At 28.5% G+C, this 24,213-nt stretch carries 22 protein-coding genes; 6 read left to right on the top strand and 16 right to left on the bottom strand.

What is annotated here, in order from left to right; translation table 11 throughout:
* Positions 1–17: 17 nt before the first annotated feature.
* From yidC to corA, 9 genes are all read right to left on the bottom strand, one after another.
* Entirely contained in the window at positions 18–1,901 is a 1,884-nt protein-coding gene (gene yidC, locus ACFO3U_RS09825; protein WP_379741367.1) for a membrane protein insertase YidC, read from the bottom strand.
* A gap of 48 nt (positions 1,902–1,949) precedes the next feature.
* Positions 1,950–3,584: a CTP synthase gene (locus tag ACFO3U_RS09830; RefSeq protein ID WP_379741370.1), complete on the bottom strand. Its 1,635-nt coding sequence runs from the start codon at positions 3,582–3,584 to the stop codon at positions 1,950–1,952.
* A 155-nt stretch (positions 3,585–3,739) separates the two neighbouring features.
* Positions 3,740–4,180 carry a DUF805 domain-containing protein gene (locus ACFO3U_RS09835; RefSeq protein WP_379741373.1) on the bottom strand — a complete coding sequence of 147 codons (441 nt, stop codon included), beginning with the start codon at positions 4,178–4,180 and terminating at the stop codon, positions 3,740–3,742.
* 101 nt (positions 4,181–4,281) lie between these two features.
* Entirely contained in the window at positions 4,282–4,509 is a 228-nt protein-coding gene (locus ACFO3U_RS09840; RefSeq protein WP_379741376.1) for a DUF3820 family protein, read from the bottom strand.
* A gap of 1 nt (position 4,510) precedes the next feature.
* A complete protein-coding gene (locus ACFO3U_RS09845) occupies positions 4,511–4,915 on the bottom strand; it encodes an OsmC family protein (protein ID WP_379741379.1) in 405 nt (134 codons plus the stop codon).
* Positions 4,915–6,831, bottom strand: coding sequence for a LysM peptidoglycan-binding domain-containing protein (locus ACFO3U_RS09850; RefSeq protein ID WP_379741382.1), 1,917 nt, complete (start codon positions 6,829–6,831; stop codon positions 4,915–4,917). Before ACFO3U_RS09850 ends, ACFO3U_RS09845 begins: the two co-directional genes overlap by 1 nt.
* A gap of 24 nt (positions 6,832–6,855) precedes the next feature.
* Positions 6,856–7,947, bottom strand: coding sequence for a LysM peptidoglycan-binding domain-containing protein (locus ACFO3U_RS09855; RefSeq protein WP_379741385.1), 1,092 nt, complete (start codon positions 7,945–7,947; stop codon positions 6,856–6,858).
* A gap of 54 nt (positions 7,948–8,001) precedes the next feature.
* Positions 8,002–9,531 (bottom strand): glutamine-hydrolyzing GMP synthase, encoded by a 1,530-nt coding sequence (gene guaA, locus ACFO3U_RS09860; RefSeq protein ID WP_379741388.1) that lies wholly within the window; start codon positions 9,529–9,531, stop codon positions 8,002–8,004.
* A 58-nt stretch (positions 9,532–9,589) separates the two neighbouring features.
* Positions 9,590–10,660, bottom strand: coding sequence for a magnesium/cobalt transporter CorA (gene corA, locus ACFO3U_RS09865; protein WP_379741391.1), 1,071 nt, complete (start codon positions 10,658–10,660; stop codon positions 9,590–9,592).
* 75 nt (positions 10,661–10,735) lie between these two features.
* On the opposite strand from corA, the gene hutI reads away from it, so the two are divergent.
* Positions 10,736–11,974: an imidazolonepropionase gene (hutI, locus tag ACFO3U_RS09870; protein WP_379741394.1), complete on the top strand. Its 1,239-nt coding sequence runs from the start codon at positions 10,736–10,738 to the stop codon at positions 11,972–11,974.
* 49 nt (positions 11,975–12,023) lie between these two features.
* Here hutI and ACFO3U_RS09875 read toward each other — a convergent pair whose 3' ends face one another.
* Complete coding sequence (locus ACFO3U_RS09875) at positions 12,024–12,908, bottom strand: hypothetical protein (RefSeq protein WP_379741397.1); 885 nt, start codon at positions 12,906–12,908, stop codon at positions 12,024–12,026.
* A 100-nt stretch (positions 12,909–13,008) separates the two neighbouring features.
* Between ACFO3U_RS09875 and ACFO3U_RS09880 the strand changes: the two genes are divergently transcribed.
* Together ACFO3U_RS09880 and ACFO3U_RS09885 are read left to right on the top strand one after the other, a co-directional pair.
* Positions 13,009–14,040 carry a formimidoylglutamase gene (locus ACFO3U_RS09880; RefSeq protein ID WP_379741400.1) on the top strand — a complete coding sequence of 344 codons (1,032 nt, stop codon included), beginning with the start codon at positions 13,009–13,011 and terminating at the stop codon, positions 14,038–14,040.
* A gap of 119 nt (positions 14,041–14,159) precedes the next feature.
* A complete protein-coding gene (locus ACFO3U_RS09885) occupies positions 14,160–15,410 on the top strand; it encodes a DEAD/DEAH box helicase (RefSeq protein WP_379741403.1) in 1,251 nt (416 codons plus the stop codon).
* Between the two features lie 42 nt (positions 15,411–15,452).
* On the opposite strand, the gene ACFO3U_RS09890 is transcribed toward ACFO3U_RS09885, so the two are convergent.
* The 6 genes from ACFO3U_RS09890 to ACFO3U_RS09915 all read right to left on the bottom strand — a co-directional run bounded on the left by ACFO3U_RS09890 (position 15,453) and on the right by ACFO3U_RS09915 (position 21,792).
* Positions 15,453–16,013 (bottom strand): hypothetical protein, encoded by a 561-nt coding sequence (locus ACFO3U_RS09890; RefSeq protein WP_379741405.1) that lies wholly within the window; start codon positions 16,011–16,013, stop codon positions 15,453–15,455.
* A gap of 20 nt (positions 16,014–16,033) precedes the next feature.
* Positions 16,034–18,145, bottom strand: a complete 2,112-nt coding sequence (locus ACFO3U_RS09895) for a response regulator (protein WP_379741408.1) — start codon at positions 18,143–18,145, stop codon at positions 16,034–16,036.
* Positions 18,146–18,253: 108 nt separating this feature from the next.
* Entirely contained in the window at positions 18,254–19,945 is a 1,692-nt protein-coding gene (gene ettA, locus ACFO3U_RS09900) for an energy-dependent translational throttle protein EttA (RefSeq protein WP_379741411.1), read from the bottom strand.
* Positions 19,946–20,028: 83 nt separating this feature from the next.
* Positions 20,029–20,211: a CAL67264 family membrane protein gene (locus ACFO3U_RS09905; RefSeq protein WP_338375610.1), complete on the bottom strand. Its 183-nt coding sequence runs from the start codon at positions 20,209–20,211 to the stop codon at positions 20,029–20,031.
* A 151-nt stretch (positions 20,212–20,362) separates the two neighbouring features.
* Positions 20,363–21,367 (bottom strand): DNA polymerase III subunit delta, encoded by a 1,005-nt coding sequence (holA, locus tag ACFO3U_RS09910; protein ID WP_379741414.1) that lies wholly within the window; start codon positions 21,365–21,367, stop codon positions 20,363–20,365.
* Positions 21,368–21,390: 23 nt separating this feature from the next.
* Positions 21,391–21,792 (bottom strand): four helix bundle protein, encoded by a 402-nt coding sequence (locus tag ACFO3U_RS09915; RefSeq protein WP_379741418.1) that lies wholly within the window; start codon positions 21,790–21,792, stop codon positions 21,391–21,393.
* A gap of 33 nt (positions 21,793–21,825) precedes the next feature.
* Between ACFO3U_RS09915 and ACFO3U_RS09920 the strand changes: the two genes are divergently transcribed.
* The 3 genes from ACFO3U_RS09920 (at position 21,826) to ACFO3U_RS09930 (ending at position 24,188) form a co-directional block, all read left to right on the top strand.
* A complete protein-coding gene (locus ACFO3U_RS09920; protein WP_379741421.1) occupies positions 21,826–22,287 on the top strand; it encodes a type I restriction enzyme HsdR N-terminal domain-containing protein in 462 nt (153 codons plus the stop codon).
* Between the two features lie 2 nt (positions 22,288–22,289).
* The gene (locus tag ACFO3U_RS09925) at positions 22,290–23,282 is read left to right on the top strand and encodes a glycosyltransferase family 2 protein (RefSeq protein ID WP_379741424.1); all 993 of its coding nucleotides are present in this window, start codon (positions 22,290–22,292) and stop codon (positions 23,280–23,282) included.
* 69 nt (positions 23,283–23,351) lie between these two features.
* Positions 23,352–24,188, top strand: a complete 837-nt coding sequence (locus ACFO3U_RS09930) for an OmpA/MotB family protein (RefSeq protein ID WP_379741427.1) — start codon at positions 23,352–23,354, stop codon at positions 24,186–24,188.
* The last annotated feature ends 25 nt before the right edge of the window (positions 24,189–24,213 follow it).

Consider the following 24,213-nt stretch of genomic DNA (forward strand, 5'->3'; position numbering starts at 1 on the left):
ATTAAATACTTTTGTTTTTATTTTTTCTTTTGAGCTTTAGCTTCTTCAGCTTGTTCCATCATTTCTCTCATTTTTTTCTGGAATTTGCTTTCTTTCTTTTCTTTTGTTTTATTCTCTTGAATTTTTGCATGGATCTTTTCGTCATTCACTATATATTTCTTAATCACTAACATAATTCCGATTGTAATTAAATTAGATATGAAATAGTATAATGATAATCCAGAAGCATAATTATTAAAGAAAATTAACATCATCAATGGAGAAATATAAATCATAATTTTCATGATTTTTCCCATATCTGGCATACCTTCTTGTGTAGGAGCACTCATTTGTTGATCACCAGTTGTCATTCTCATGTAAAAGAAAATAGCAATAGAAGCTAAAATAGGAAACAAACTTACGTGATCTCCATAAAATGGAATTCTAAATGGTAAATGATAAATGCTATCATAAGAAGACAAATCATCTGCCCAAAGGAAACTTTTTTGTCTCAAATCAAACATAGATGGAAAAAACTGAAACAAGGCATAGAAAACTGGAATTTGCATTACAGCTGGTAAACATCCTGCCATAGGGTTCACTCCTGCTTTAGAATACAACTTCATGGTTTCTTGTTGCTTCTTCATTGCATTGTCTTTGTATTTTGCGTTTAATTCATTGATTTCTGGACGCAATACTTTCATTTTTGCTTGAGAAAGATATGACTTGTATGTGACTGGTGACATTGCTAATCTTACTAAAATTGTAAAGAATATAATAGCAAAACCATAAGGCATAAATCCACTGATGAAACCAAAAACTGGAATAAAGACATAACGGTTAATCCATCCGAAAATTCCCCAACCTAATGGCATGATTTCGTCTAAATTTCTTTCATAATCGTTAAGAATTTTATATTTAGCTGGACCATAATACCAATTCATGGCATAATTAAGTTCACCATTTTTAAAATCTAAAGGAACTTTTGCAATAAAGTTTTTTGTGTAAACAGTATCGATTTCTTCATCGTGAACTAAATTTTCAGATTTTAATTCTGCAGATTTAAAAGGTGTATCAGTCAATAAAATTGAAGTAAAGAAATGTTGTTTGAAGGCAATGTAAGTTACGTCTTTAACAATATCATCATCATCTTTTGCTGCACTCAAATAATCATCTTTTCCATCTTCATATTCATAAACCATTTCAGTATAACGATTTTCATAAGAAATACTTTTTTCGTTTCTGAAAGCTTTTAATTGCCATTCTAAATCTAACGATTTTGAAGTGTTAATTACATCCGTTAAGCCTTGTGTTTTAATTCCAAAATCTAACATATAATCGTTAGGCTTCAACACATAACGATATTCTAAAAATTGATTTTCACCTGCTTTTAATCGCATTAAAAGAACTTGATTTTCCCCTTCTTTTGATAAAGTTGGTTCAAAAAACATTTCTTTGGTATTTAAAACACGATTGTCTTTGGTGTTTAAAGTTATGTTTAAATCAGCATTGTTTTCTTTGATAATTTGAACTTCTTTTTTAGAATCTCTCTCAAATTGTTCAATACCTTTAACTGTTGCATCAACAATATAACCTCCTTTGTTTGCAATTTTTAAAACAAGAACTTCATTTTCAATAGTTGTAACATCTTCTTTTGCAGATGGAAGTGATGAAGAATAAGCAAATGAACCTAATTTAGCTTTAGCTTGTTCGTTTTGTAGAGAATCATTCGTTACAACAGGAGTAACCTCTTTAGTTGACTCTGTTTTTGCTGCTTCTTTTTGTTTTTCTACTTGTTCTTTTTTTGCTTTAGCTTCTTGTTCTTCAGGTGTTGGAGAATTTGAATAAAGCATCCACATTAAAATTCCTGAAATTAATACAAATCCAATAATTGAATTTAAATCTAATTTTTTTTCTTCCATCTTTTGTTTTTGTTCCTGTAAGTTTTAACTTAAAAGAAATTAATTTAGTTAAACTGTTTGACTTTTAAGTCTGTTCGTTTTATTCTTAACAATTGCATTTACAAAACTCACAAATAATGGATGAGGATTTGCAACTGTACTTTTATATTCTGGATGATATTGAACTCCTACAAAAAATGGATGATCTTTAATTTCAACAATCTCTACCAAATTTGTATCTGGATTAATTCCTGAAGCTATTAGACCTGCATTTTGCAATTCGTTTAAATATTTTCCGTTGTATTCATATCTGTGACGGTGGCGTTCTGAAATTTCAGAAGAACCATAGATTTTATGTGCTAATGTTCCTTCTTTAATTGAACATTTCCAAGCACCCAAACGCATTGTTCCTCCTTTGTTTTCAATGTTTTTTTGTTCTTCCATTAAGTTAATCACAGGATGTTCTGTGTTTTCATTCATTTCAGAAGAATTAGCATCGGCATAACCTAAAACATTTCGTGCAAACTCAATAACAGCCATTTGCATTCCTAAACAGATACCTAAAAATGGAATTTTATTTTCTCTTGCATAACGAACTGTATCAATTTTACCTTCAATACCACGATTACCAAAACCTGGAGCAACTAATATGCCATCTAAACCTTTTAATTGTTTTTCTGCCGTTTTGGCATCTAAATATTCTGAATGAACAGAAATGACATTTACTTTTGTTTCATTTGTTGCACCAGCATGAATAAAAGCTTCTAAAATAGACTTGTAAGAATCTTGCAATTCAACATATTTACCAACTAAACCAATGTTGATTTCATGTTTAGGGTTTTTATGTTTTTGCAAAAATTCGTTCCAATTTTTTAAATCTGGGGTATTTTTTTCTGGTAATCCTAATTTTTTAAGCGTAACAGTATCTAATCCTTCTTCTAACATTAAGTTTGGAACATCATAAATTGTTGAAGCATCAATAGATTGAATAACTGCTTCTTTCTTTACATTACAGAATAAAGCTAGTTTTTGACGTAATTCATCAGATAATTCATGTTCTGTTCTACAAACTAAAATATCAGCTTTAATTCCACTTTCCATTAAAGTTTTAACAGAGTGTTGAGTTGGTTTTGTTTTTAATTCACCAGCAGCAGCTAAATAAGGTACTAAAGTTAAATGAATACAAATTGCATTTTCTTCACCTAATTCCCATAATAATTGCCTAACTGATTCAATATATGGTAATGATTCAATATCACCAACCGTTCCACCAATTTCTGTAATTACGATGTCAAAATCACCTGATTTACCAAGCAATTGCATACGTTCTTTAATTTCGTTGGTAATATGAGGAACAACTTGAACTGTTTTCCCAAGAAATTCACCTCTACGTTCTTTTTCAATAACAGAAAGATAAACTCTTCCAGTTGTAACATTATTAGCTTGAGAAGTTGGAACATTTAAGAAACGCTCGTAGTGACCTAAATCTAAATCTGTTTCAGCACCATCATCAGTTACATAACATTCTCCATGCTCATACGGATTTAAAGTTCCTGGATCAACATTGATATATGGGTCGAACTTTTGAATGGTTGCCCTATAACCTCTTGCTTGTAATAATTTTGCCAAAGATGCAGCGATAATTCCTTTTCCCAAAGAAGAAGTCACACCACCAGTAACAAAGATATATTTTGTTTGATTCATTTTGTAGTTGTTGTTTGTTGTGTTGTTGTTTAAAACGTGCAAAGATAGTTTATATAATTAGATTTTTGAAATTAGAAATCAGAAATTTTAGTTCAATTAAAAACAAAAAAGCCATTTGAAAATACAAATGGCTTTTTATGTTAAAAATATATTTTTTATTCTTGTGAAGCTCCTATTTCATTAATTTCATGAGTAGAACGTTTTGGATCATTCCCATAGTCATTTGGTCCATTTGTACCTTCAGAAAAATATAAATACAAAAGATATAAACTAACAAATGGTATTAAACCTAATAATAAAGTCCACCCACTTTTATTTACATCATGCAGCCTTCTAACCGAAACTGCAAGATTTGGTATAAACATACCTAATGCAAATATTACCATTAATATTCCTCCTAAAGAACCAAAAACTGCACTTTCAGATACTATTGAACCGATAGTTAAAACGTAAATAGGTAAAAAAATTAAAAAATACACCAAGAGATAGCTCCAGTATTCTTTTCTTCTTGCCCTTCCCTCGAAATTAGCATAATTATTTAAAACTACTTTTTTGAACCAATCTAAAATATTGTAATCTTGTTCTGCTTTTTGCATAATTTAATCTGTTAAAATGTTAATTATTCAAAAATAATAAAACAATATTTTAATTTATATTTACTATAATAAACTTATTAACACTATATATTAACAATTTATTATCTTTTTGGGAATTTTTTTCGAATATTTCTAATCAGTTCTTCCAAACCGTTTAGCTTAAGTTCATAGACAAGTTTTAGTTGCTCTCCCAATTGACCTTTTGGAAAACCTTTGTTATGATACCAAACCACATAATATTCTGGCAAATCGATTAAATATTTACCTTCATATTTGCCAAATGGCATTTTTGCGTGAGCGAGCTTGACTAATTGTTCTTGATTTGTCAAATTACTTCCAATTAAAAGTAATTTCTCTTTTGATATCTGGATGTAAACTATAATGAACTGGACAAGTATTAGCTGTTCTTTCTAAAATAGTTTTTGTTTTTTCGTCAACAGATACATTTAAGTTGAAAATAATATGAATTTCTGAAATTCTTCTTGGATCAGCTGCCATTATTTTTGTCACTTCTGCAGTAGAATTAGACAAATCAACTTCCATATCTCGAGCTTTTATTCCCATAACGGTAAACATGCAAGTTGCTAAGCCATTAGCCACAGTATCTGTTGGAGAAAAAGCTTCCCCTTTTCCGTTATTGTCTAATGGAGCATCTGAAATTATTTCTGAACCTGAGTTTATATGAATTGAAGATGTTCTTAAATCTCCTAAATAAGTTACTTTTGATGTTGGCATTATTTTGCTTCTTCTATCGTTAAATCATCCGTATATTGCATTAAGTAAATTCCTGTGTTATAATTTCCAGCTTCAATTTTTTGGTAATTAAATTTACTTTCTAGTTGCTCAGAAATTAAATTTTCTGTTGAATTTACAAAACCCTCTTCTTGATACATTCTTAAAATTGTGTCTAATGTTAAATCAAAACCTCTAGTTGCATATTGATTTGGATTAATATTATTTACTTTTTTAAATTTTTCTTGAAATGATTCGTAATAACCACTTTTATTTGTTCGTGTTACAGATGGATACATCATTTTTAAATCTGTATATCGTTTCATTGGAATTTCTTCAAAATCTAATGTTTCATACAATTCAAAAACTACTAATTGTATATCATATTTTGATTTTAAATTTCCTAAAATTGAAGTAGCATTTAAAATCATACCTGTTTTTTCAGCATCTAAAATCACGTAATTTTTTCTATTTGGATCTAATAATGAAACAATACCTTGTGATGTTACTCCTCCTTTTTCGGTATTTTCAACTATTTTCAAATCTGGAAATTGTGCTAATAAAGTTTCTTTATTTTCAGCTTTTTTGTTGCTAAAAATAGCTATCACATTACCATTGTTTTTCTTGAAGTGATTAAATAGCATTTCACGCTTTAACTCTTCTGGAGGCATTGCATAATAGATATTAGCATAAGGCTTTCCGTTTGAAGAAGACAATGGAGATATAACTGGAATATTATATTTTTCTAAAGCAATTGCTGTTTGTTCTACTTGTGAATTAATAAATGGACCAACAACAGCGTTTACTTTTGAAAAATCATTTCTTTGAAGAATTGAATTTAAATTATTTGAAGTTTTAGTTGATTCAAAATCCAATACTTTAACTTTTAAATTACTATATCCCATTGATTTAGCAGAATCAATTGCTATCAAAGCACCTGCATAATAATCTAATGCAATTGTAGTTAATCTTCCATGTTTTGAATTTAAAAATTCAGATTTACTTCTAACTGTATCATTTTCAATCAAAGAAATATTAAAAGGTAATAATAAAACTAACGTTTTCTCCACATTACTTTTCTGAGCGATTAATTTAGTTTTATCAGATGCTTCAATATCAGTTAAATTGTTGTTTGGAATATTGATAACCAATCCTTCTTTAAATCCTTCACTTAATACAGGATTTAATTTTAATATTTCCATTTGAGATACATTAAACTTTTTAGAAACTCCATAAAGTGTTTCTTTAGGTTTAATGGTATATTGTTGATACTCTGATTTATCTTTTGAAATGGCACGTTTTCCTTTTTTGGTGACTGCAATAGCCATTCCTACAGGAAAACCATCGGTTATCTCAGGATTAAGTTCTTCTAATTCTTCAATAGTAAGTCCGAATTTTTTAGCAATTCCGTATTTAGTATCTTCAGGTTGAATGATATATTTTCCAGTATCTAATATTGAATCTTTAACCGTTGAAGGAAGAATAAGGCTTGGATCTAAAGGTTTTTTTACAATAATAACTTGTCCTTCTTGCAAACCATCTCTTACAATAACTTTGTTCCAATTATCTAAATCATCAATAGTTATTTTGAATCTTTTGGCTAAGCTATATTTTGTGTCTTTTGGCTGAACAATGTAGGTTTCAAGATCATTTGAATCATCTTTTCTTTCTTTTTCAGAAACTTTTTTTACATCATAGTTTTTTTGACTAATCAATAAAACTTGATTTTCATTAATTCCGTTTTTTGCTTCTGGATTTAATTTGTAAATATCATAAGGACTTATTTTATACTTTTTAGCAATTTGTGTTACAGTTTCACCCGCTAAAACAGTATGTTTAATATAATCCTTATTGGGCTGAGCAAAAGAATTAAAAGAAACTAATACTAATAAGAGTACTATCTTTTTGATCTGATTCATATAATTGAAATTAACTCTTAGAAATTATTTTTTTACTTTAATAAGTATATCTTGACCTGATTGAAGTCCTTTTGACAAAACAGCTTCATTTTGTTGTTTAATCTCTTCTACACTAACATTATACTTTCTTGAAATACTATACAATGTTTCTTTTGGTTCAACATGGTGTTTTATAACTGAAAACTCATTTAAACTTGCATTATCAGTAACAACTTCATTGTCATTATTGTATTCATTAATTGTTACTGCTTTGCTAGTTTTTATTTTTAAAAATTCTCCAGTTTGTAACCCATTCTTTAGAACACTTACATTTTCATTTTTTATTTCATCAAGGGTAACATCATATTTTCTTGAGATACTATAAAGTGTTTCCCCAGAAGTAACTTTATGCGTTATTTCTGTTTTTTCAGAATTTTTGTTTTCACTAGAAATTGTTGAAACAACTTCATCAGGCTCATTATTGATAAATAAATTTTTAGCTACAGGCATTTTTAAAGTTGTACCAGCTTGAAGACCTTTTTTTAGTACTTTTTGGTTTTCTGCTTCAATTTCTTCTACAGAAACACCATATCTTTTTGATAAACTATTTAAAGTTTCTCCAGAAGCAACTTCATGATCAATAAAATGCTTTTTATCAGAAATATTTAATTTTGAAATAGCTTCTCTTCTACCGTATTCAGGGTTTTTATCATCCACAACTAAAACTTCTGTATTTTTTGCTTCAGCTTGTTTAACTTCTTCTAATTCCTTTTGTTCTCTCTCTTCTCTTTCTTTTTTACGTTCAAGAAGAGCTAATTTTTCTTTTTCTCTTTTCTCTTTTCTTTCAGCAATTATTTCTTGACTTTTTACAGGTTGCGGAATATATAAAATCATTCCTTCACTTATACCATCAATTGCTTTTTTATTCAATCTATAAATTTCAGTAGGAGAAACTAAATACTTCTTTGAAATGGTTAGCATCGTTTCACCTAAAGCAACTTTGTGTGAAATAATTTCAATTTCTTCATCTTGACAAAATGCATTTTGAAACGACAGTAACAAAACTAAAATTAAAACTAATTTTTTGCTTATTAATTTCAATTTTGTGTTCTTGTTTTTGTAAACTTTAAAATTCATAATTTAAGATTAGGATTATACTTCAATTATTTGAAAAGAGAGAACAAAATTAAATTATTCCCACTCAATAGTTGCTGGTGGTTTTGAGCTGATATCATAAACAACTCTATTCACACCTTTAACTTTATTTATTATCTCATTTGAGATTTTCATTAAAAACTCATATGGCAAATGAACCCAGTCTGCAGTCATTCCATCAGTAGATTCTACTGCTCTTAATGCTACAACTTTTTCATAGGTTCGTTCATCTCCCATTACTCCAACACTGTTTACTGGTAATAAAATTGCACCAGCTTGCCATACTTTATCATACAAACCATGTTCTTTTAAACCATTGATAAAAATAGCGTCAACTTCTTGTAAAATATCCACTTTTTCTTTGGTAATATCACCTAAAATTCTAATCGCTAAACCAGGACCAGGAAATGGATGTCTACCTAACAATTCTGGATCAATACCTAATGTTTTTCCAACTCTTCTTACTTCATCTTTAAACAACATTCGTAAAGGTTCAACAATTTTTAATTTCATAAAATCAGGTAAACCTCCAACATTGTGATGTGATTTAATTGTTGCAGAAGGACCGTTAACAGATATCGATTCAATAACATCTGGATAAATAGTTCCTTGAGCTAACCAAACTACATCTGTCAACTGGTGAGCTTCATCGTCAAAAACTTCGATAAAAGCATTACCAATAGCTTTTCTTTTTGCTTCAGGATCTTCAACATTAGCTAGAGCTTTCAAAAAGCGTGCCGAAGCATCAACTCCTTTTACATTCAAGCCCATATCTTTATACTGGTCTAAAACGCTATCGAACTCATTCTTACGCAATAAGCCGTTGTTAACAAATATACAATATAAGTTTTTCCCGATAGCTTTATGTAATAAAACTGCTGCTACAGTTGAATCAACTCCACCAGAAAGTCCTAAAACTACTTTGTCATCTTTGATTTTTTCTTGTAGTTCACTTACTATTTCTTCAACGAAAGCATTTGGTGTAAAATTTTGAGGAACTTCAGCAATAGTTACTAAAAAATTCTCCAGCATTTGTTTACCATCAGTTGAGTGATAAACCTCAGGATGATATTGAATAGCATAAGTAGTTTCACCTTCTATTTTGTACGCTGCATTTTCAACATCTTTGGTGCTTGCAATCTTAACTGCATTTGCTGGCAATGATTTAATAGTGTCTGAATGACTCATCCAAACTTGACTATCTTTACCTACATTTTTGAAAAATGGTTCATCTTCTTTAATGTAAGATAAATTTGCTCTTCCATATTCTCTAATATTAGAAGGAGCTACTTCTCCACCCGAAAAATGAGCTAAGTATTGTGCACCATAGCAAACTGCTAAAAGTGGCAATTTACCTCTAATTTCTGACAAATCTGGATGTGGTGCATCTTCTGCTCTAACAGAATATGGACTTCCTGATAAAATTACGGCTTTAAAAGTTGACAAATCCTTTGGTGGATTGTTGTAAGGATATATTTCGCAAAATATATTAAGTTCACGAACACGCCTAGCTATAAGCTGTGTATATTGTGAACCGAAATCTAAAATAAGTACGTTGTGTTGCATTTGGCAAAATTAATTCTTTATTTGGGTTTTAAAAATTACTTTTCAATAAATATTAAACTTAGAACCACTTTTTCTTCTTAAAATAATAAATCATCGACAAAACAATTAAAAACATTAAACCTAAAACAAAAAAATAGCTGTATTTCCAATGTAATTCTGGTAAATTGTCAAAATTCATCCCATAAATTCCGGCAATAAATGTCAATGGCATAAAAATAGACGAAATCACAGTCAATATTTTCATAACTTCATTCATTCTATGTCCTTGTGCTGTGTAAAAAAAGTTGCTTGCACTTTCTAAGGAATTCATATCATATTCAATTTGCTCTAAAAGTTCTAATGTTTTTTGATGTAATCTTCCAAAAAAAACAAAATTTGAAGGTTCAATACAATCTAGTTCGTCATCATCTTTAATGGTTTTTATGGTAAACAAAGCGTCTTTCAATGGGATTAAAGCTCGTTTCAACATTTGAAATACTTCTCTAGCTTTTTCAATATCTTGCATAATCATTGGACTATCTGAAGTTTTTGAAGAAGCTAGTAATTCTTCAATTTTATCTTCTTTAGAATCAATAGTGATGTAAAAATTTTCAATTATTGCATCTAACAAAAGGTATAATAAATAATCAACTTTCTTTTTTCTAACAATTCCTGTATTTGTTCTTAGTCTTTCTCTAATATGTGTAAAAAAATCTCCTCTTTTTTCTTGAAAAGACACAATCAAACCCTCTTGTAATAGAAAACTAATTTGTTCAATGGTTATTGTTTCATTATTTTCACTAGGCAAAATAGATTTTATGCTAAAAAACAAAGTATCATCTAGTTCGTCTAAACTTGTTCCTCTTGAAATATTTACAATATCTGAAACTATTAAACTATTTAAATTTAGACCTTCAGTCAAATTCTTAATTAAATCTACATTGGTCAAACCATGAATATTCAGCCAATTATTTTGGGTATTACTTTTGGTTTTAAAAAAGTTTTCTACAGAAACTTCTTGAAATTCAACCACATCTTTTTCATCATAAACAAATAATTGCAATTCTGTTTCTTTATCTGTATAAATTCCAGTATATTCAATTTGACTTGGTTGAACTTTTCTGCCTTTTTTGTATTTAATTTTTCTCAAAATAGTAAAATTTACTCTATCAAAGATAGGACTTTTTAAAAATCAAGTTTACTTTTACAAAAATTATTACAAACAATGAAAACACTACTTATTAACATCAAAGAATTGCTTCAAGTTAGAGAAAACTCAATAGAAATGGTGTCTGGAAAAGAAATGAATGTTTTACCACTAATAAATGACGCTTTTTTATTGATTGAAAATAATGTCATAGCTGAATTTGGAAAGATGGATGATTGTCCAACAATTAGTGATGCAAAAATCATTGATGCAACTGGAAAAATTGTTTTACCAACTTGGGTAGATAGTCATACACATATTGTTTATGCAGGAAATCGTGTTCAAGAATTTGTGGATAGAATAAATGGTCTTTCTTATGAAGAAATTGCTAATCGTGGTGGTGGAATTTTAAATTCTGCTAAAAAACTAAACGAAACTTCAGAAAATGAAATTTATGAGCAATCAAAACTTCGTTTAGAAGAAGTTATGCAACAAGGAACTGGAGCAGTTGAAATTAAATCTGGTTATGGTTTAACAGTTGAAGGAGAATTGAAAATGCTTCGAGTGATTAAAAAGTTAAAAGAAAACTATCCAATTGAAATAAAAGCTACCTTTTTAGGAGCACATGCTTTTCCTAAGGAATTTAAAGAAAATCATGCTGGTTATATTGATTTGATTATTAATGAAATGCTTCCCAAAATTGCTGAAGAAAATTTAGCTGATTATATTGATGCTTTTTTAGAAACTGGTTATTTTTCTGTTGAAGAAACTATAAAAATAATGGAAGCTGGAAAGAAATATGGTTTGCAAGCCAAAATACATGTCAATCAATTTACTGCCATTGATGGAATTAAAGCTTGTGTAGAAAATAATGCATTATCTGTTGATCATTTAGAAGTTGTAACTGATGAAGATATTGCTGTACTCAAAAATAGTAAAACTATACCTGTAGCTTTACCAAGTTGTTCTTATTTTATTACAATTCCTTATACTCCAGCTCGGAAAATGATTGATGCTGGTTTGCCTTTTGCTGTTGCAACAGATTTTAATCCTGGTACAACTCCATCAGGAAATATGAATTTTGTAGTTGCTGCTGCTTGTATAAAAATGAAAATGACTCCAGAAGAAGCAGTGAATGCTGCTACAATAAATGGAGCTTATGCTATGGGAATTTCTAAAACTCATGGAAGCATAACAAAAGGTAAAAAAGCAAACATAATTATTACAAAACCTTTAACCTCGTTTTATCAATTACCTTATGAGTTTACAAGTAATTTGATTGATAAAGTAATGATTGAAGGAGAATTTATATCATAAAAAAAAGCATCATTTAAAAATGATGCTTTTTTTAATTTATGTCTTTTATTTATCTCAACTCAAAAGTTGAATTTGCAACTAAATCTCCTTTGTTAAAAATATTGATGTAATATGTTCCTTTTTCAAAGTCTTTACCTGATAACTCTTCATATACATCTACAGTATTATTATCATATTTTACTTTTGAAATAAAACTATAAGTCAATAGTTTTTCATTAAACATAACTGATTTTTTATCACCTAAAACATTGTTAGCTGCATCAATAACTTGTACATAATATTCTCTTTCACCTGATTTTGCTAAAGAATTTTCAGCGATTGTGAAACTAATTTTTAGTTTATCAGCTCTACTCGCTTTTTCAGTTTCAATCTGTTTTCCAGAACTTCTTTCTTTAACTGCAATTGTTTTTAAATTTACAATTACTAATTTTTGTCCTTTTTCAACTGTTTTATATAGCTTATCGTTTTGACTAAGTAAAGTATCATTGTATGTTCTAGACTCTTCTAAAACCACATTTGTACTATCTAAATTTTTACTTAACAATAAATTTTCTTCTTTCAGTTTGGTGTTTTCGGCCACTAAACTATCCATTTCTCTTTTTAAACGAATGTAATCATTTTTATAATGAGCTGCAGATTCTCCGTTTTTTACTCTAACCATTAAAGCTTCAACTTTAGATCTTTCTGCTTCTAATTCTTCTTTTAAAGATGTATTACTTGCAATTTCTTTATCATACATTGCTTTCATTTCCTCTAAATCATTTAAGACTAATTCTTTTTCTGAAAGTATTTTATCATACTTTCCTTCACTTACTTCAATTTCTTTTTTTGAGTCAGCGCTCATTTTAAACATGTAAGCCATACTACCTAATAATAAGAGAGATAGAATAAGAATTATGGCCTTTAATTTTGAATTGTTTTGATTACTTTCCATTTTTAATAATAATTTTTTAAAGTACAAATGTACATTCTTTAGATTTAATAACGAAAATATATAAGATTATAGTATTTTTGAATTCATATTTTTTTCATTCATGGATAACTTTATACAGTTTAGTGTTTCAGATTTAGCAGCAATTACAAACCACCGAAGTGGTGAGGTTAAATTTGGTGAACGAATTATAACGATTCCCAACGATACACCTGCATTAGATTTTATATCAAAATCTGATGCTCCTTTTGTACTTTTTGGAATTCCCGAAGATGTTGGTGTAAAAGCTAACTTTGGTAGAGTTGGTACAGCTTCAGCTTATTTTAGTGCTATTAAAAGTCTTGCAAATATTCAACATAATAAATTTTGTAAAGGAAGTAAAATTATACTTTTAGGTCATTTGGATGTTGAGAAACAAATGAAAAAAGCTTCTTTATTAATGGCAAATGATAAAGAAGATAGAAAAGAACTTTTTAAGCTTGTTGAACAAATTGATAAGGAAGTTTCTCATTTAGTTTGTGCTATTGTTAAACTTGGAAAAATCCCTATTATTATTGGTGGTGGACATAACAATGCTTATGGAAACATAAAAGGTTTAGCATTAGGCAAAGGAAAAATGGTTAATGCTGTAAATTTTGATGCTCATACAGACTTTCGTATTATGGAAGGAAGACATTCTGGAAATGGTTTTACGTATGCTTTTGAAGAACATTTTTTGAAAAAATACTTTGTTTTTGGGCTTCATGAAGGTTTTGTTTCAAAAAGTGTTTTTAATACCATAAAATCAATTCCTGAGACTATTAACTACAATACATATGAAGAAATTGAGGTGCGAAAAGAAAAAGATTTTGATACTGAATTAAATGTAGCTTTAGATTATATTAAAAATGAACCTTTTGGCATTGAATTGGATTTAGATGCAATACCAGGAGTTTATTCTAGTGCTATGACCAATTCAGGTTTTGGAGTTGACAAAGCACGACAATTTGTTCATCACTTTGGAAAACACAAAAATGCTTCTTATTTACATATATGTGAAGGTGCTCCAGATTTAGATCATTCCAACAACAATCATCTTACTGGTAAATTAATAGCTTATTTGATTACAGATTTTATGAAAAGTAAGACTCTTTAAAAAGATTTTTAGATTTTCAGACAATAGATTTTCGGATAAAAAAATAATTTTGGAATTTGGAATTTTCCTTTTTAGAATTTCTTATTTTATAATGATTACCTTTGTCGAAAATAATACAAATGACTTTTAAAGAATTAAATTTAATTCCCAACATACAACAAGCAGTTCAAGAGATAGGTTATGAAAACCCTACTCCTATTCAAGAACAAGCTATTCCAGCAGTTTTAGAAGGTTTAGACCTAGTAGCTTGTGCTCAAACAGGAACAGGGAAAACAGGTGCTTTTGCCATTCCAATCATCAATTTAATTCATAGAATTGTTGGTTCAAATAAAAAAGTAAAACATATAAGAACACTTGTAGTTACACCAACACGTGAATTAGCTATCCAAATTCAAGAAAATTTTGATGCTTATGGAAAATATACCAATATTAGGTCTTTAGTGATTTTTGGAGGTGTTAGTCAAGTATCACAAGTAGATCAATTGCGAAAAGGAGTTGATGTTTTAATTGCTACTCCAGGTAGACTTTTAGACTTAAATAAACAAGGTTATATTGATTTAAATCATTTGCATCACTTGGTTTTAGATGAAGCTGATCAAATGCTTGATATGGGTTTTATCAACGATGTAAAGAAAATTGTTAAACTAACTCCAGATAATCGTCAAACCTTATTATTCTCTGCAACTATGCCTGTTGCTATTAGAGAATTAGCTGATAAATTTTTAACTAGTCCAAAATATATTTCTGTAGATCCCATTTCGAGTACAGCAGAAAAAGTTTCTCAAAAAGTATATTTTGTAGACAAAGGTGATAAACGAAAATTACTATATCATTTAATTAGAAATGATGATTTAAAAAATATCTTAGTTTTCACAAGAACTAAACATGGAGCAGATAATGTGGTAAAAGCTTTGGATAAAAATGGTGTAAAAGCTGCTGCAATTCATGGAAACAAATCTCAAAATGCAAGGCAAAGAGCTTTAAATGATTTTAAAGATCAAAATATTACTGTTTTAGTGGCTACAGATATTGCAGCAAGAGGAATTGATATCGATGATTTATCTTTTGTGATTAACTTTGATATTCCAAATATTTCTGAAACTTATGTTCATAGAATTGGTAGAACTGGTAGAGCTGGAAAAAGTGGATTAGCTATTTCATTTTGTGATAAAGATGAAAAAGTATATTTAAAAGATATTGAGAAATTAATTCGATTAAAAATTAAGGTTGTTGAAGATCATCCTTATGTTTTAGATGTAAATGCTGTATCTGAAAATCCAGATAAAAAACCTGATTTAAGAAATAAAAACAAAAATACAAATTCCAGAAAATCTGAAGCTTCGAAGAAGAATAAGAAACGATGGTATTAACTAATTAATAAAAAAGAAGCTAAGTTTAGCTTCTTTTTTATTTTATTTTGCAACTGTTTTATTCCTAATTTCTTTAAAAGAATATATCATTTTATCCATTTTTTCTTCAAAATCTTCTTTTTTATCCAATAATGTCCAAGTCATAATTTGATAATAGGATTTTTGAGATTTTAGAAAAGCTAATTTATAATATACATCATATTCTTCAACCTTTCCTTCGAGGTCAAATACTTTTGCTTCTAATCCATTAATTATAGTATCTTTTGCTTCTGAAATATCTCCAACTCCTTCTTCAGATTCAAATCCATCAACAATCAAACTTGTGTAACCATCTAAATCTGGTTGATATAATTCTTGAAGACCATTGTCAATAATTACATTTTCAAATTGTTCGGCACTTTCATCGATTACTATCACATACAATTCTTTGAATATATTTTGATATTGTAAAGAAGCTTCATCATTTAATTCTTTAGTTTTAGACATATTTGAAAACACATCTAACGTATATTTATTATTGACAGTTATGGTTTCTAATTTAGAATCATCTTGGCAAGATGATAAAATTAAAAACAAAGCAAAAATCAAAAAAGTATTTTTCATAGGTTTTAATATTAATTAAATTAGGCTTTCTTCTTCTTTTTATATTTCTTCAAAAGTTTATAAATCATTTCAACCAAGTCTTTTTCATCAAATGGTTTTACAATTACTTCATCCATTTCTGATTGAGTAATTTTATTTTTAATTTCGTTGGCATCTGTTGCTGTTAATGCTATTATCGGTATTTTAGGTTTTATATTTCTTATTCTAATTGCTGTTTCAAAACCATTAATTTCGGGCATATTAATATCCATCAAAATAATATCAAACTTATCTTCTTCAATATTTTTAATTGCATCAAATCCATTTTCTACTACTTTAGTTATGAAATTATTTTTGTCTAAGATTCTTTTCGTCACCATTTGATTTATCTTATTGTCTTCCACAACAAGAACTCTAACTGAGTTTTTAATTTTTTTCATGGTTGTTTTAGAAATCTTTGGAAGTCCTTCATTTATTAAACTAAAAGTTAAATTTAAATGAATGGTGGTTCCTTTATTCTCTTTACTTTCTAAAGTAATAGTACCATTTAAGATATCAACTAAACTTTTTACTATATACAACCCTAAACCTGTACCTTGATAATCGGTTTGTTTTCGGTTTAATTGTATGAACTTATTAAATATTAGTTTTTGCTCATTTTCATTAATTCCAATTCCGTTATCACAAACATTTACCTGAATATCAACTGATTTATCTGTAGCATTTATTACTTTAACTTCTACCTTTATCAAACCTTTATTGGTGAATTTTAAAGCATTGGTAATTAAGTTCATAATTATCTGAACAAATTTTGTCTTATCACCATAAACATATTTAGGAAAATTATCATCAATCCTGAACTCAATTTTGTTTTGATTTTGTTTCGCTAAATACTGTAACGAATTAATAATTTTTCTAAAAACTTGTGTTACAGAAAATTTATTAGAATCTAAAATTACGTTCTTACTTTCTAATTTATTTGTCTGCAAAACATCATTAATCAGCATGAGCAAGTAATTTGCCGAAAAATTTAATGATTTTATTTTCTGGTTATTTTTGAATTCTTTATTCTCTTCAACTAATAAATCAATTAATCCAATAATACCGTACAAAGGTGTTCGAATTTCATGAGTAACAGTTGATACAAATTGACTTTTTAGATTTGCATTTTCTTCAGCTTCAAGTTTTGCGATTTCAAGTTCTGAGTTTTGAATTTCAAGCGTGGTATTTAAATCTTTTCTTATTTTTTGATTTCTGAATAACAAAACAAATAAAATTCCAATAATTATATAGAGTGTAAATAATAAAATATTAATTGTTTTATTGATGCTTAAACTTTTAATATAAACTTTATTTTCTTCTTCTATTTTATCAATTTGTCTTTTATACTCATCTAATTCAATGGAAGATTCAGTGTCTTTTATAGTAGCAATTTTATCTTCGCTGTATATTTTTTCTTTGAGTATTTCACTTTCATTTAAATAAAAGTATGCTTTTGTATAATCTTGTTTTTTAGCATAAAAAGAAGAAACTTTTAGATATAAATCAGCAATATTACTTTCAATAAGTTCACTTTGATTCTTTTTAGAAATCTCTAGCGCTTTTGTATAATACTTCTCAGTAAGGATGTCATTTTCTAAATTATTATAATATTCTCCAAGAAGAGAATAGTAAGTCATTCGTGCTTCAACTTGACCTTTTGTTAAAACATAATTTGAAATTTCATCCAAATAAATCTTACCTATGTTGTATTTATTTTCTGCAAAATAAGCACTTGCAATATTTTGTTTGATGTAATTTATTTCAACTTCATCCTTTATTTTAATGGCAAAATTTAGTGCTTTTTTATAATAGATTATACTTTTTGTTATATCGACTAAACTATAAGCATATACATTTCCTAAATTATTATAAAGCCATTGTTTAACCGAATCATTCTCTGTTAAATTGGCATGATTTAATCCTTTTTCATAATATTCAATCGCTTTTTTTGTATTTGAATATTCATCAAAATTTAATCCTATAAGGTTATAAGATTTGGCAATTAATTCATCATCATTTAATTCAACAGAATAACCCAAAGCGGTTTTTGCAACACTCAACGATTTTTCATTTTCTAAATCATTAAAGTAGTCTCCCGATTGATTTAACATAGCTAGCACCTCCTTTTTTGACAAACTCGATTGTGAGCAGACAGAAAAGGAAGTAATTAATAGAAAAAGGGTTAATATGTGTCTAATTCTTAATAAAATAAGTTAAAGTTATCTAATTAATTTTTTGTATTTGATTCGGGTTGGTGTTACTTCTTTACCTAATCTTTTACGTTTATTTTCTTCGTATTCAGAGAAACTTCCTTCAAAATAATATACTTCTGAATCTCCTTCAAAAGCTAAGATATGAGTACAAACTCTATCCAAAAACCATCTGTCATGCGAAATAATCACCGCACAACCTGCAAAGTTTTCTAAACCTTCTTCCAATGCTCTTAATGTATTGATATCTAAATCATTGGTTGGCTCATCTAAAAGTAAAACGTTTCCTTCTTCTTTCAATGTCATTGCCAAATGCAACCTATTTCGTTCTCCACCAGAAAGTGTTGATACTTTTTTGTTTTGTTCGCTTCCACCAAAGTTAAAACGAGATAAATAAGCTCTTGAATTAACTTGTCTTCCACCCATCATAACCAATTCTTGACCATCACAGAAGTTTTCCCAAATTGATTTTTCTGGGTCAATATTGGAGTGTGATTGATCTACATAAGCTATTTTTACAGTATCTCCAATTTCAAAAGAACCTGCATCTGGTTGTTGTTCTTTCATAATCATTCTGAAAATTGTTGATTTACCAGCTCCATTTGGACCAATAATTCCAACAATTCCAGCTTGAGGAAGAGTGAAGTTTAGATTGTCATATAGTAATTTATCTCCAAAAGCTTTAGCCACATTTTTAGCTTCAATAACATTTGTTCCTAATCTTGGACCATTTGGAATATAAATTTCTAATTTTTCGTCTAAGGCTTTTTGATCTTCATTTAATAACTTATCATAATTCTGTAAACGTGCTTTTTGTTTAGTTTGTCTTCCTTTGGCTCCTTGACGAACCCAATCCAACTCACGTTCTAATGTTTTTCTACGTTTTGAAGCTGATTTTTCTTCTTGCTCCATACGTTTTGTTTTTTGGTCTAACCAAGAAGAATAATTTCCTTTCCAAGGAATACCTTCTCCTCTATCTAGCTCTAAAATCCAACCAGCAACATTATCTAAGAAATACCTATCGTGCGTTACAGCAATAACAGTTCCTGGATATTGTTGTAAATGTTGTTCTAACCAAAGTACAGATTCAGCATCCAAGTGATTGGTAGGCTCATCCAATAATAAAACATCAGGTTGTTGTAATAATAAGCGACATAAAGCTACACGTCTTCTTTCTCCACCAGAAAGTACACTAATTGGAGTATCACCTTCTGGAGTTCGAAGAGCATCCATCGCAACTTCTAATTTGTTATCAATTTCCCAAGCTCCAGCTGCATCAATTTTATCTTGTAAATCAGCTTGTCTGTCCATTAGTTTTTGCATTTTATCTGCATCTTCATAGACTTCAGGCAAACCAAAATCGTCATTAATTTTATTGAATTCGTCTAATAAACCATAGATTTCTGCTGCTCCTTCACGAACGATTTCAATAACTGTTTTTGTTTCGTCTAATTGTGGTTCTTGCTCTAAATAACCCACTTTGTAACCTGGTGCAAAAACCAAATCACCTTGAAAATTTTTATCTAAACCAGCAATAATCTTTAATAAAGAAGATTTTCCTGAACCATTTAAACCTAAAATACCAATTTTCGCTCCATAGAAGAAACTTAAATAAATATCTTTTAAAACTTGTTTGTTAGTACTAGAGTAAATCTTGTTTACTTTAGACATTGAAAATATTACTTTCTTATCGTCTGACATTATATATTTGTTGAATTGTTAAACTGTTTATTTGTTGAATTGTTTTGTTTTCCGTTGGCTAAAGCCGAACGGCAATGAGTTAATTATACTCTTCCTTTTAGTGCATTGAAAACCCAAGCGATTGCGAAAAAACCTATTCCTACGGCTGCAAATCCCCAACCAGCTACATCATCATATCTGTATATTCCTAGACCAATAATTATAATTCCCATTAAAATCATTATGAAGGTAGCCCAAGCCAATACGGTGTTTTTATTCATTCCCATTTTTATATTTTATATTTTAATCTATAATAACAAAGATACCATTTTCAAGTTCAATTGCAAGTTCTAAATCAATAGCAATGTCAAGGTCAAATTCAAAAGCAAATAACAAATCTATTCTCTTTTTTCCTATTTCCTAATTACCTAGAACCCATTACCTAAAAATATGTATCAGCATTTCCTTCAGCAAATCACTTTGTGGTAAAGCATTGGCTCCAACACCTTTGCTTTTTACATCAATATCTCTTAAAGTTGCAACTATTTGACTTACTTTTTTCATTGGATAATTTCTAAAAGCTACATCATAATCCTTTAAAAAATAAGGGTTTACCTTCAATACTTTTGCCAAATTATTTGGATTTTTATCTTTAGTTCCGTGATATTGTAACAATTGAGAAAAGAAACTAAAGACCAAACTTGTAGTAACTACAATCGGATTATCCTTTGGGTTTTGAGCAAAATAATCAATTATTTTATAGGCTTTCAATTGATCTTTTTCTCCAATAGCTTTTCGCAACTCAAAATTATTGTAGTCTTTACTAATTCCGATATTGTCTTCAATATCTTTTGCTGAAATAGTATGTCCTTTTGGTAAAACAATTTTTAGTTTATCTAATTCATTGCTGATTTTTGATAAATCTGTACCCAAAAATTCCACTAACATCAAAGTTGCTTTAGGTTCAATGGCATAACCTTGTCCTTTTAAAACTTTAGAAATCCAAGTTCCAACTTGATTTTCGTATAGCTTTTTACTTTCATAAACAATTCCTGCTTTTGCTAATAATTTGGTTACTTTTTTACGTTTATCTAATGTTTTGTATTTATAAGCAAAAACTAAAACTGTTGTTTGTTGTGGATTTTCTAAATAACTTTCTAGCTTATCAATATGTCTAGATAATTCTTGTGCCTCTTTGACAATTATTACTTGTCTATCAGCCATCATTGGAAAACGTTTTGCACTGGAAACTATATCTTCAATCGTTGCATCTCTTCCATAAATAACACTTTGATTAAAATCGCGTTCGTGTTCTTGCAATACATTTTCTTCAATAAATTCGGTTAACTTATCGATATAATAAGGCTCTTCACCCATGAAAAAGTAAATAGGCTTTATATTTCCTGATTTTATATCTTTTGTAATTTGAATGACTTCGTCCATATCTGTTGTTAATTGTTTTTAGTTTATTGTTTATTGTTACCAAACTTTAAACCTTTAATTTCTGAATTATTCAAATATTTCATAAAAGCTCCTATTTTATTTTTGACTAATTCAATTTTTACAGAAACTTCATCAAATTGAATTTGAGAAATTAGTTTTTTATCCAATGCTCTGTATAATTGTGATTTTAATTCGCCACAAGAACCTTTTGAATAACTTAAAAAATTAATAAACTCTCTATTTCCATTTCTTTCAAAACCTTCTGCAATATTATCCATAATAGAACCAGAACTTCTATCCATTTGGTCTTTCATGGAGAATCTTTTTCCTAAATTTGTATTTTCAAATAAATATTCAATGTCTGAACAAATTTCTCTAGATTTATTCCAAATTTCTATATCTTCAAATTTATCTATTTTTGCCATAAACTATTAACAATAAACTATCAACTACAAATTTTGCAACCATTAAATTTTCCAAATTATACTTTCCGATTCAAAAATAGTGAAAATAAAGTGTCTATTTTTGATGAAATCAGAAAAAAATTTATTCTTTTAACTCCAGAAGAATGGGTTCGTCAACATGTTGTTCGTTTTTTGATTGAGGAAAAAAATTATCCAAAATCTTATATAAACGTTGAGAAAGTTGTGAAAGTAAATGGAATGAATAAACGTTATGATATTGTAGTTTTTAATAAAGATGGTTCTATTTTTTTATTAATTGAATGCAAAGCTCCTGAAATTACCATTGACCAAAAGACTTTTGACCAAATTGCTCGTTACAATATGATTTTAAATGCTAATTATTTAATGGTAAGTAATGGCCTAAATCATTACTTTTGCGAAATGGATTTTGAGAAAGAACAATATTCATTTTTAAAAGAACTTCCAACTTTCAAAATTCTAAATTCAAAATTCTAACTTTGAAAATAGCTGTTGTCATATTAAATTGGAATGGAGAAAAATTGTTACAACAATTTTTACCTTCAGTTATTCAGTATTCTGAAAACGCAACAATATATGTGGCTGATAATGCTTCTACTGATACCTCTATTGAAGTTTTGAAAAGTGAATTCCCTTCTGTGAAAATTATTCAAAACAAAGAAAATTATGGTTTTGCTCAAGGTTATAATGAAGCACTTCAATTTGTAGAAGAACCTTATTATGCTTTAATAAACTCAGATATTGAAGTGACGGCAAATTGGTTACAACCTATTATTTCACTATTTGAAAAAGATATAGAAACTGCTATAATCCAACCCAAATTATTAGATTATAAAAAGAAAACACATTTTGAATATGCTGGTGCTGCTGGTGGATTCATTGATAAATATGGTTATCCATTTTGTAGAGGTCGAATATTTGAAACTATTGAAGAAGACAAAAGTCAATTTGAAGATGAAACCGAAATATTTTGGGCAACTGGTGCTTGTTTTTTCATTCGCAAAGAAGTTTTCCATGAATTAAAAGGATTTGATATTGATTTCTTTGCCCATCAAGAAGAAATTGATTTATGCTGGAGAGCTTTTAATTTAGGTTACAAAACTAAATATACTTCAAAATCAGTGGTTTATCATGTTGGTGGTGCTACATTAGATGTTGCCAATCCCCATAAAACATATTTGAATTTTAGAAATTCACTTTTTATGCTGGTAAAAAATCTACCTTCCAAAAAGTTAATACAAATATTATTTTTTAGAATGATTTTAGATGGAATTGCTGCATTTAAATTTTTACTTCAAGGCAAATTCAAGCATTTTTTAGCTGTTGGAAAAGCTCACTTTCATTTTTACATAAAATTTGGAATGTTTTTTAAAAAAAGAAAAACAAATTTGAAAACCAATTACTTCAAAATTAAATCAATAGTTTTTTCTTATTTTATAAGTAAACACAAGGTTTTCTTAGAATTATTTTAACAATATTTTATCTTATTTTGTTACAAAATTTATCAAATTCTATATACATTTGTTAAAAAATTAAACATTATGAAGAAAGTAATTTTATCCCTATTAGTAATTGGTTTCACAATGACTTCTTGTGGAACGAAGAAAAAAATAGCTGCACTTGAAGCTAAAAACAAAGAAACGCAAGATTTATTAAATTCGGCAACAATTAAGTTGAACAACTGTTTGACAGAGAAAAAAGCTTTTGCTGATCAAATTGAGTATTTAAAGAAAAACAATACAGATTTGATTAACAGTTCAAAAGAATTAACAGTTTTGACTTCAAAAGGAGCTACAAATCTTGAAAAGTCTTTAGAAAGTTTAAAAGAAAAAGACTTAAAAATCAACCGTTTGCAAGATGCTCTAACTAAGAAAGATAGTGTTACTTTAGCTTTAGTAACTAGTTTAAAAAGAGAAGTTGGAATCAACGATCCAGACATTAAAATTAACGTAGAAAAAGGAGTTGTTTTCATTTCAATTGCTGATAACTTATTATTCAAATCAGGAAGTTATGAAGTAAGTTCAGGTGCAAAAGATGTTTTAGCTAAAGTTGCTAAAGTAATTAATAGTAAACCAGACTTTGAATGTATGGTTGAAGGTCACACAGACAACGTTCCATTTAAATCAAGTGTTTTATTAGACAACTGGGATTTATCAGTAAAACGTTCAACATCAATTGTTAGAGTGTTACAAAATGACTTAGGAGTTGATCCAAAACAGTTAATTCCTGCTGGTAGAAGTTTTTATGTACCATTAGTAGATAATGATTCACCTGCAAACAGACAAAAAAATAGAAGAACAAAAATTATCATTTTACCAAAAATCGATCAGTTTTATGACATGATTGAAAAAGAAATGAAAAATTTGAGTAAAGAATAGTTTTAAAGTACGAAGTACGAAGTTT

It is taken from the genome of Flavobacterium ponti, from assembly GCF_042652765.1.
Lineage (GTDB): Bacteria > Bacteroidota > Bacteroidia > Flavobacteriales > Flavobacteriaceae > Flavobacterium > Flavobacterium ponti.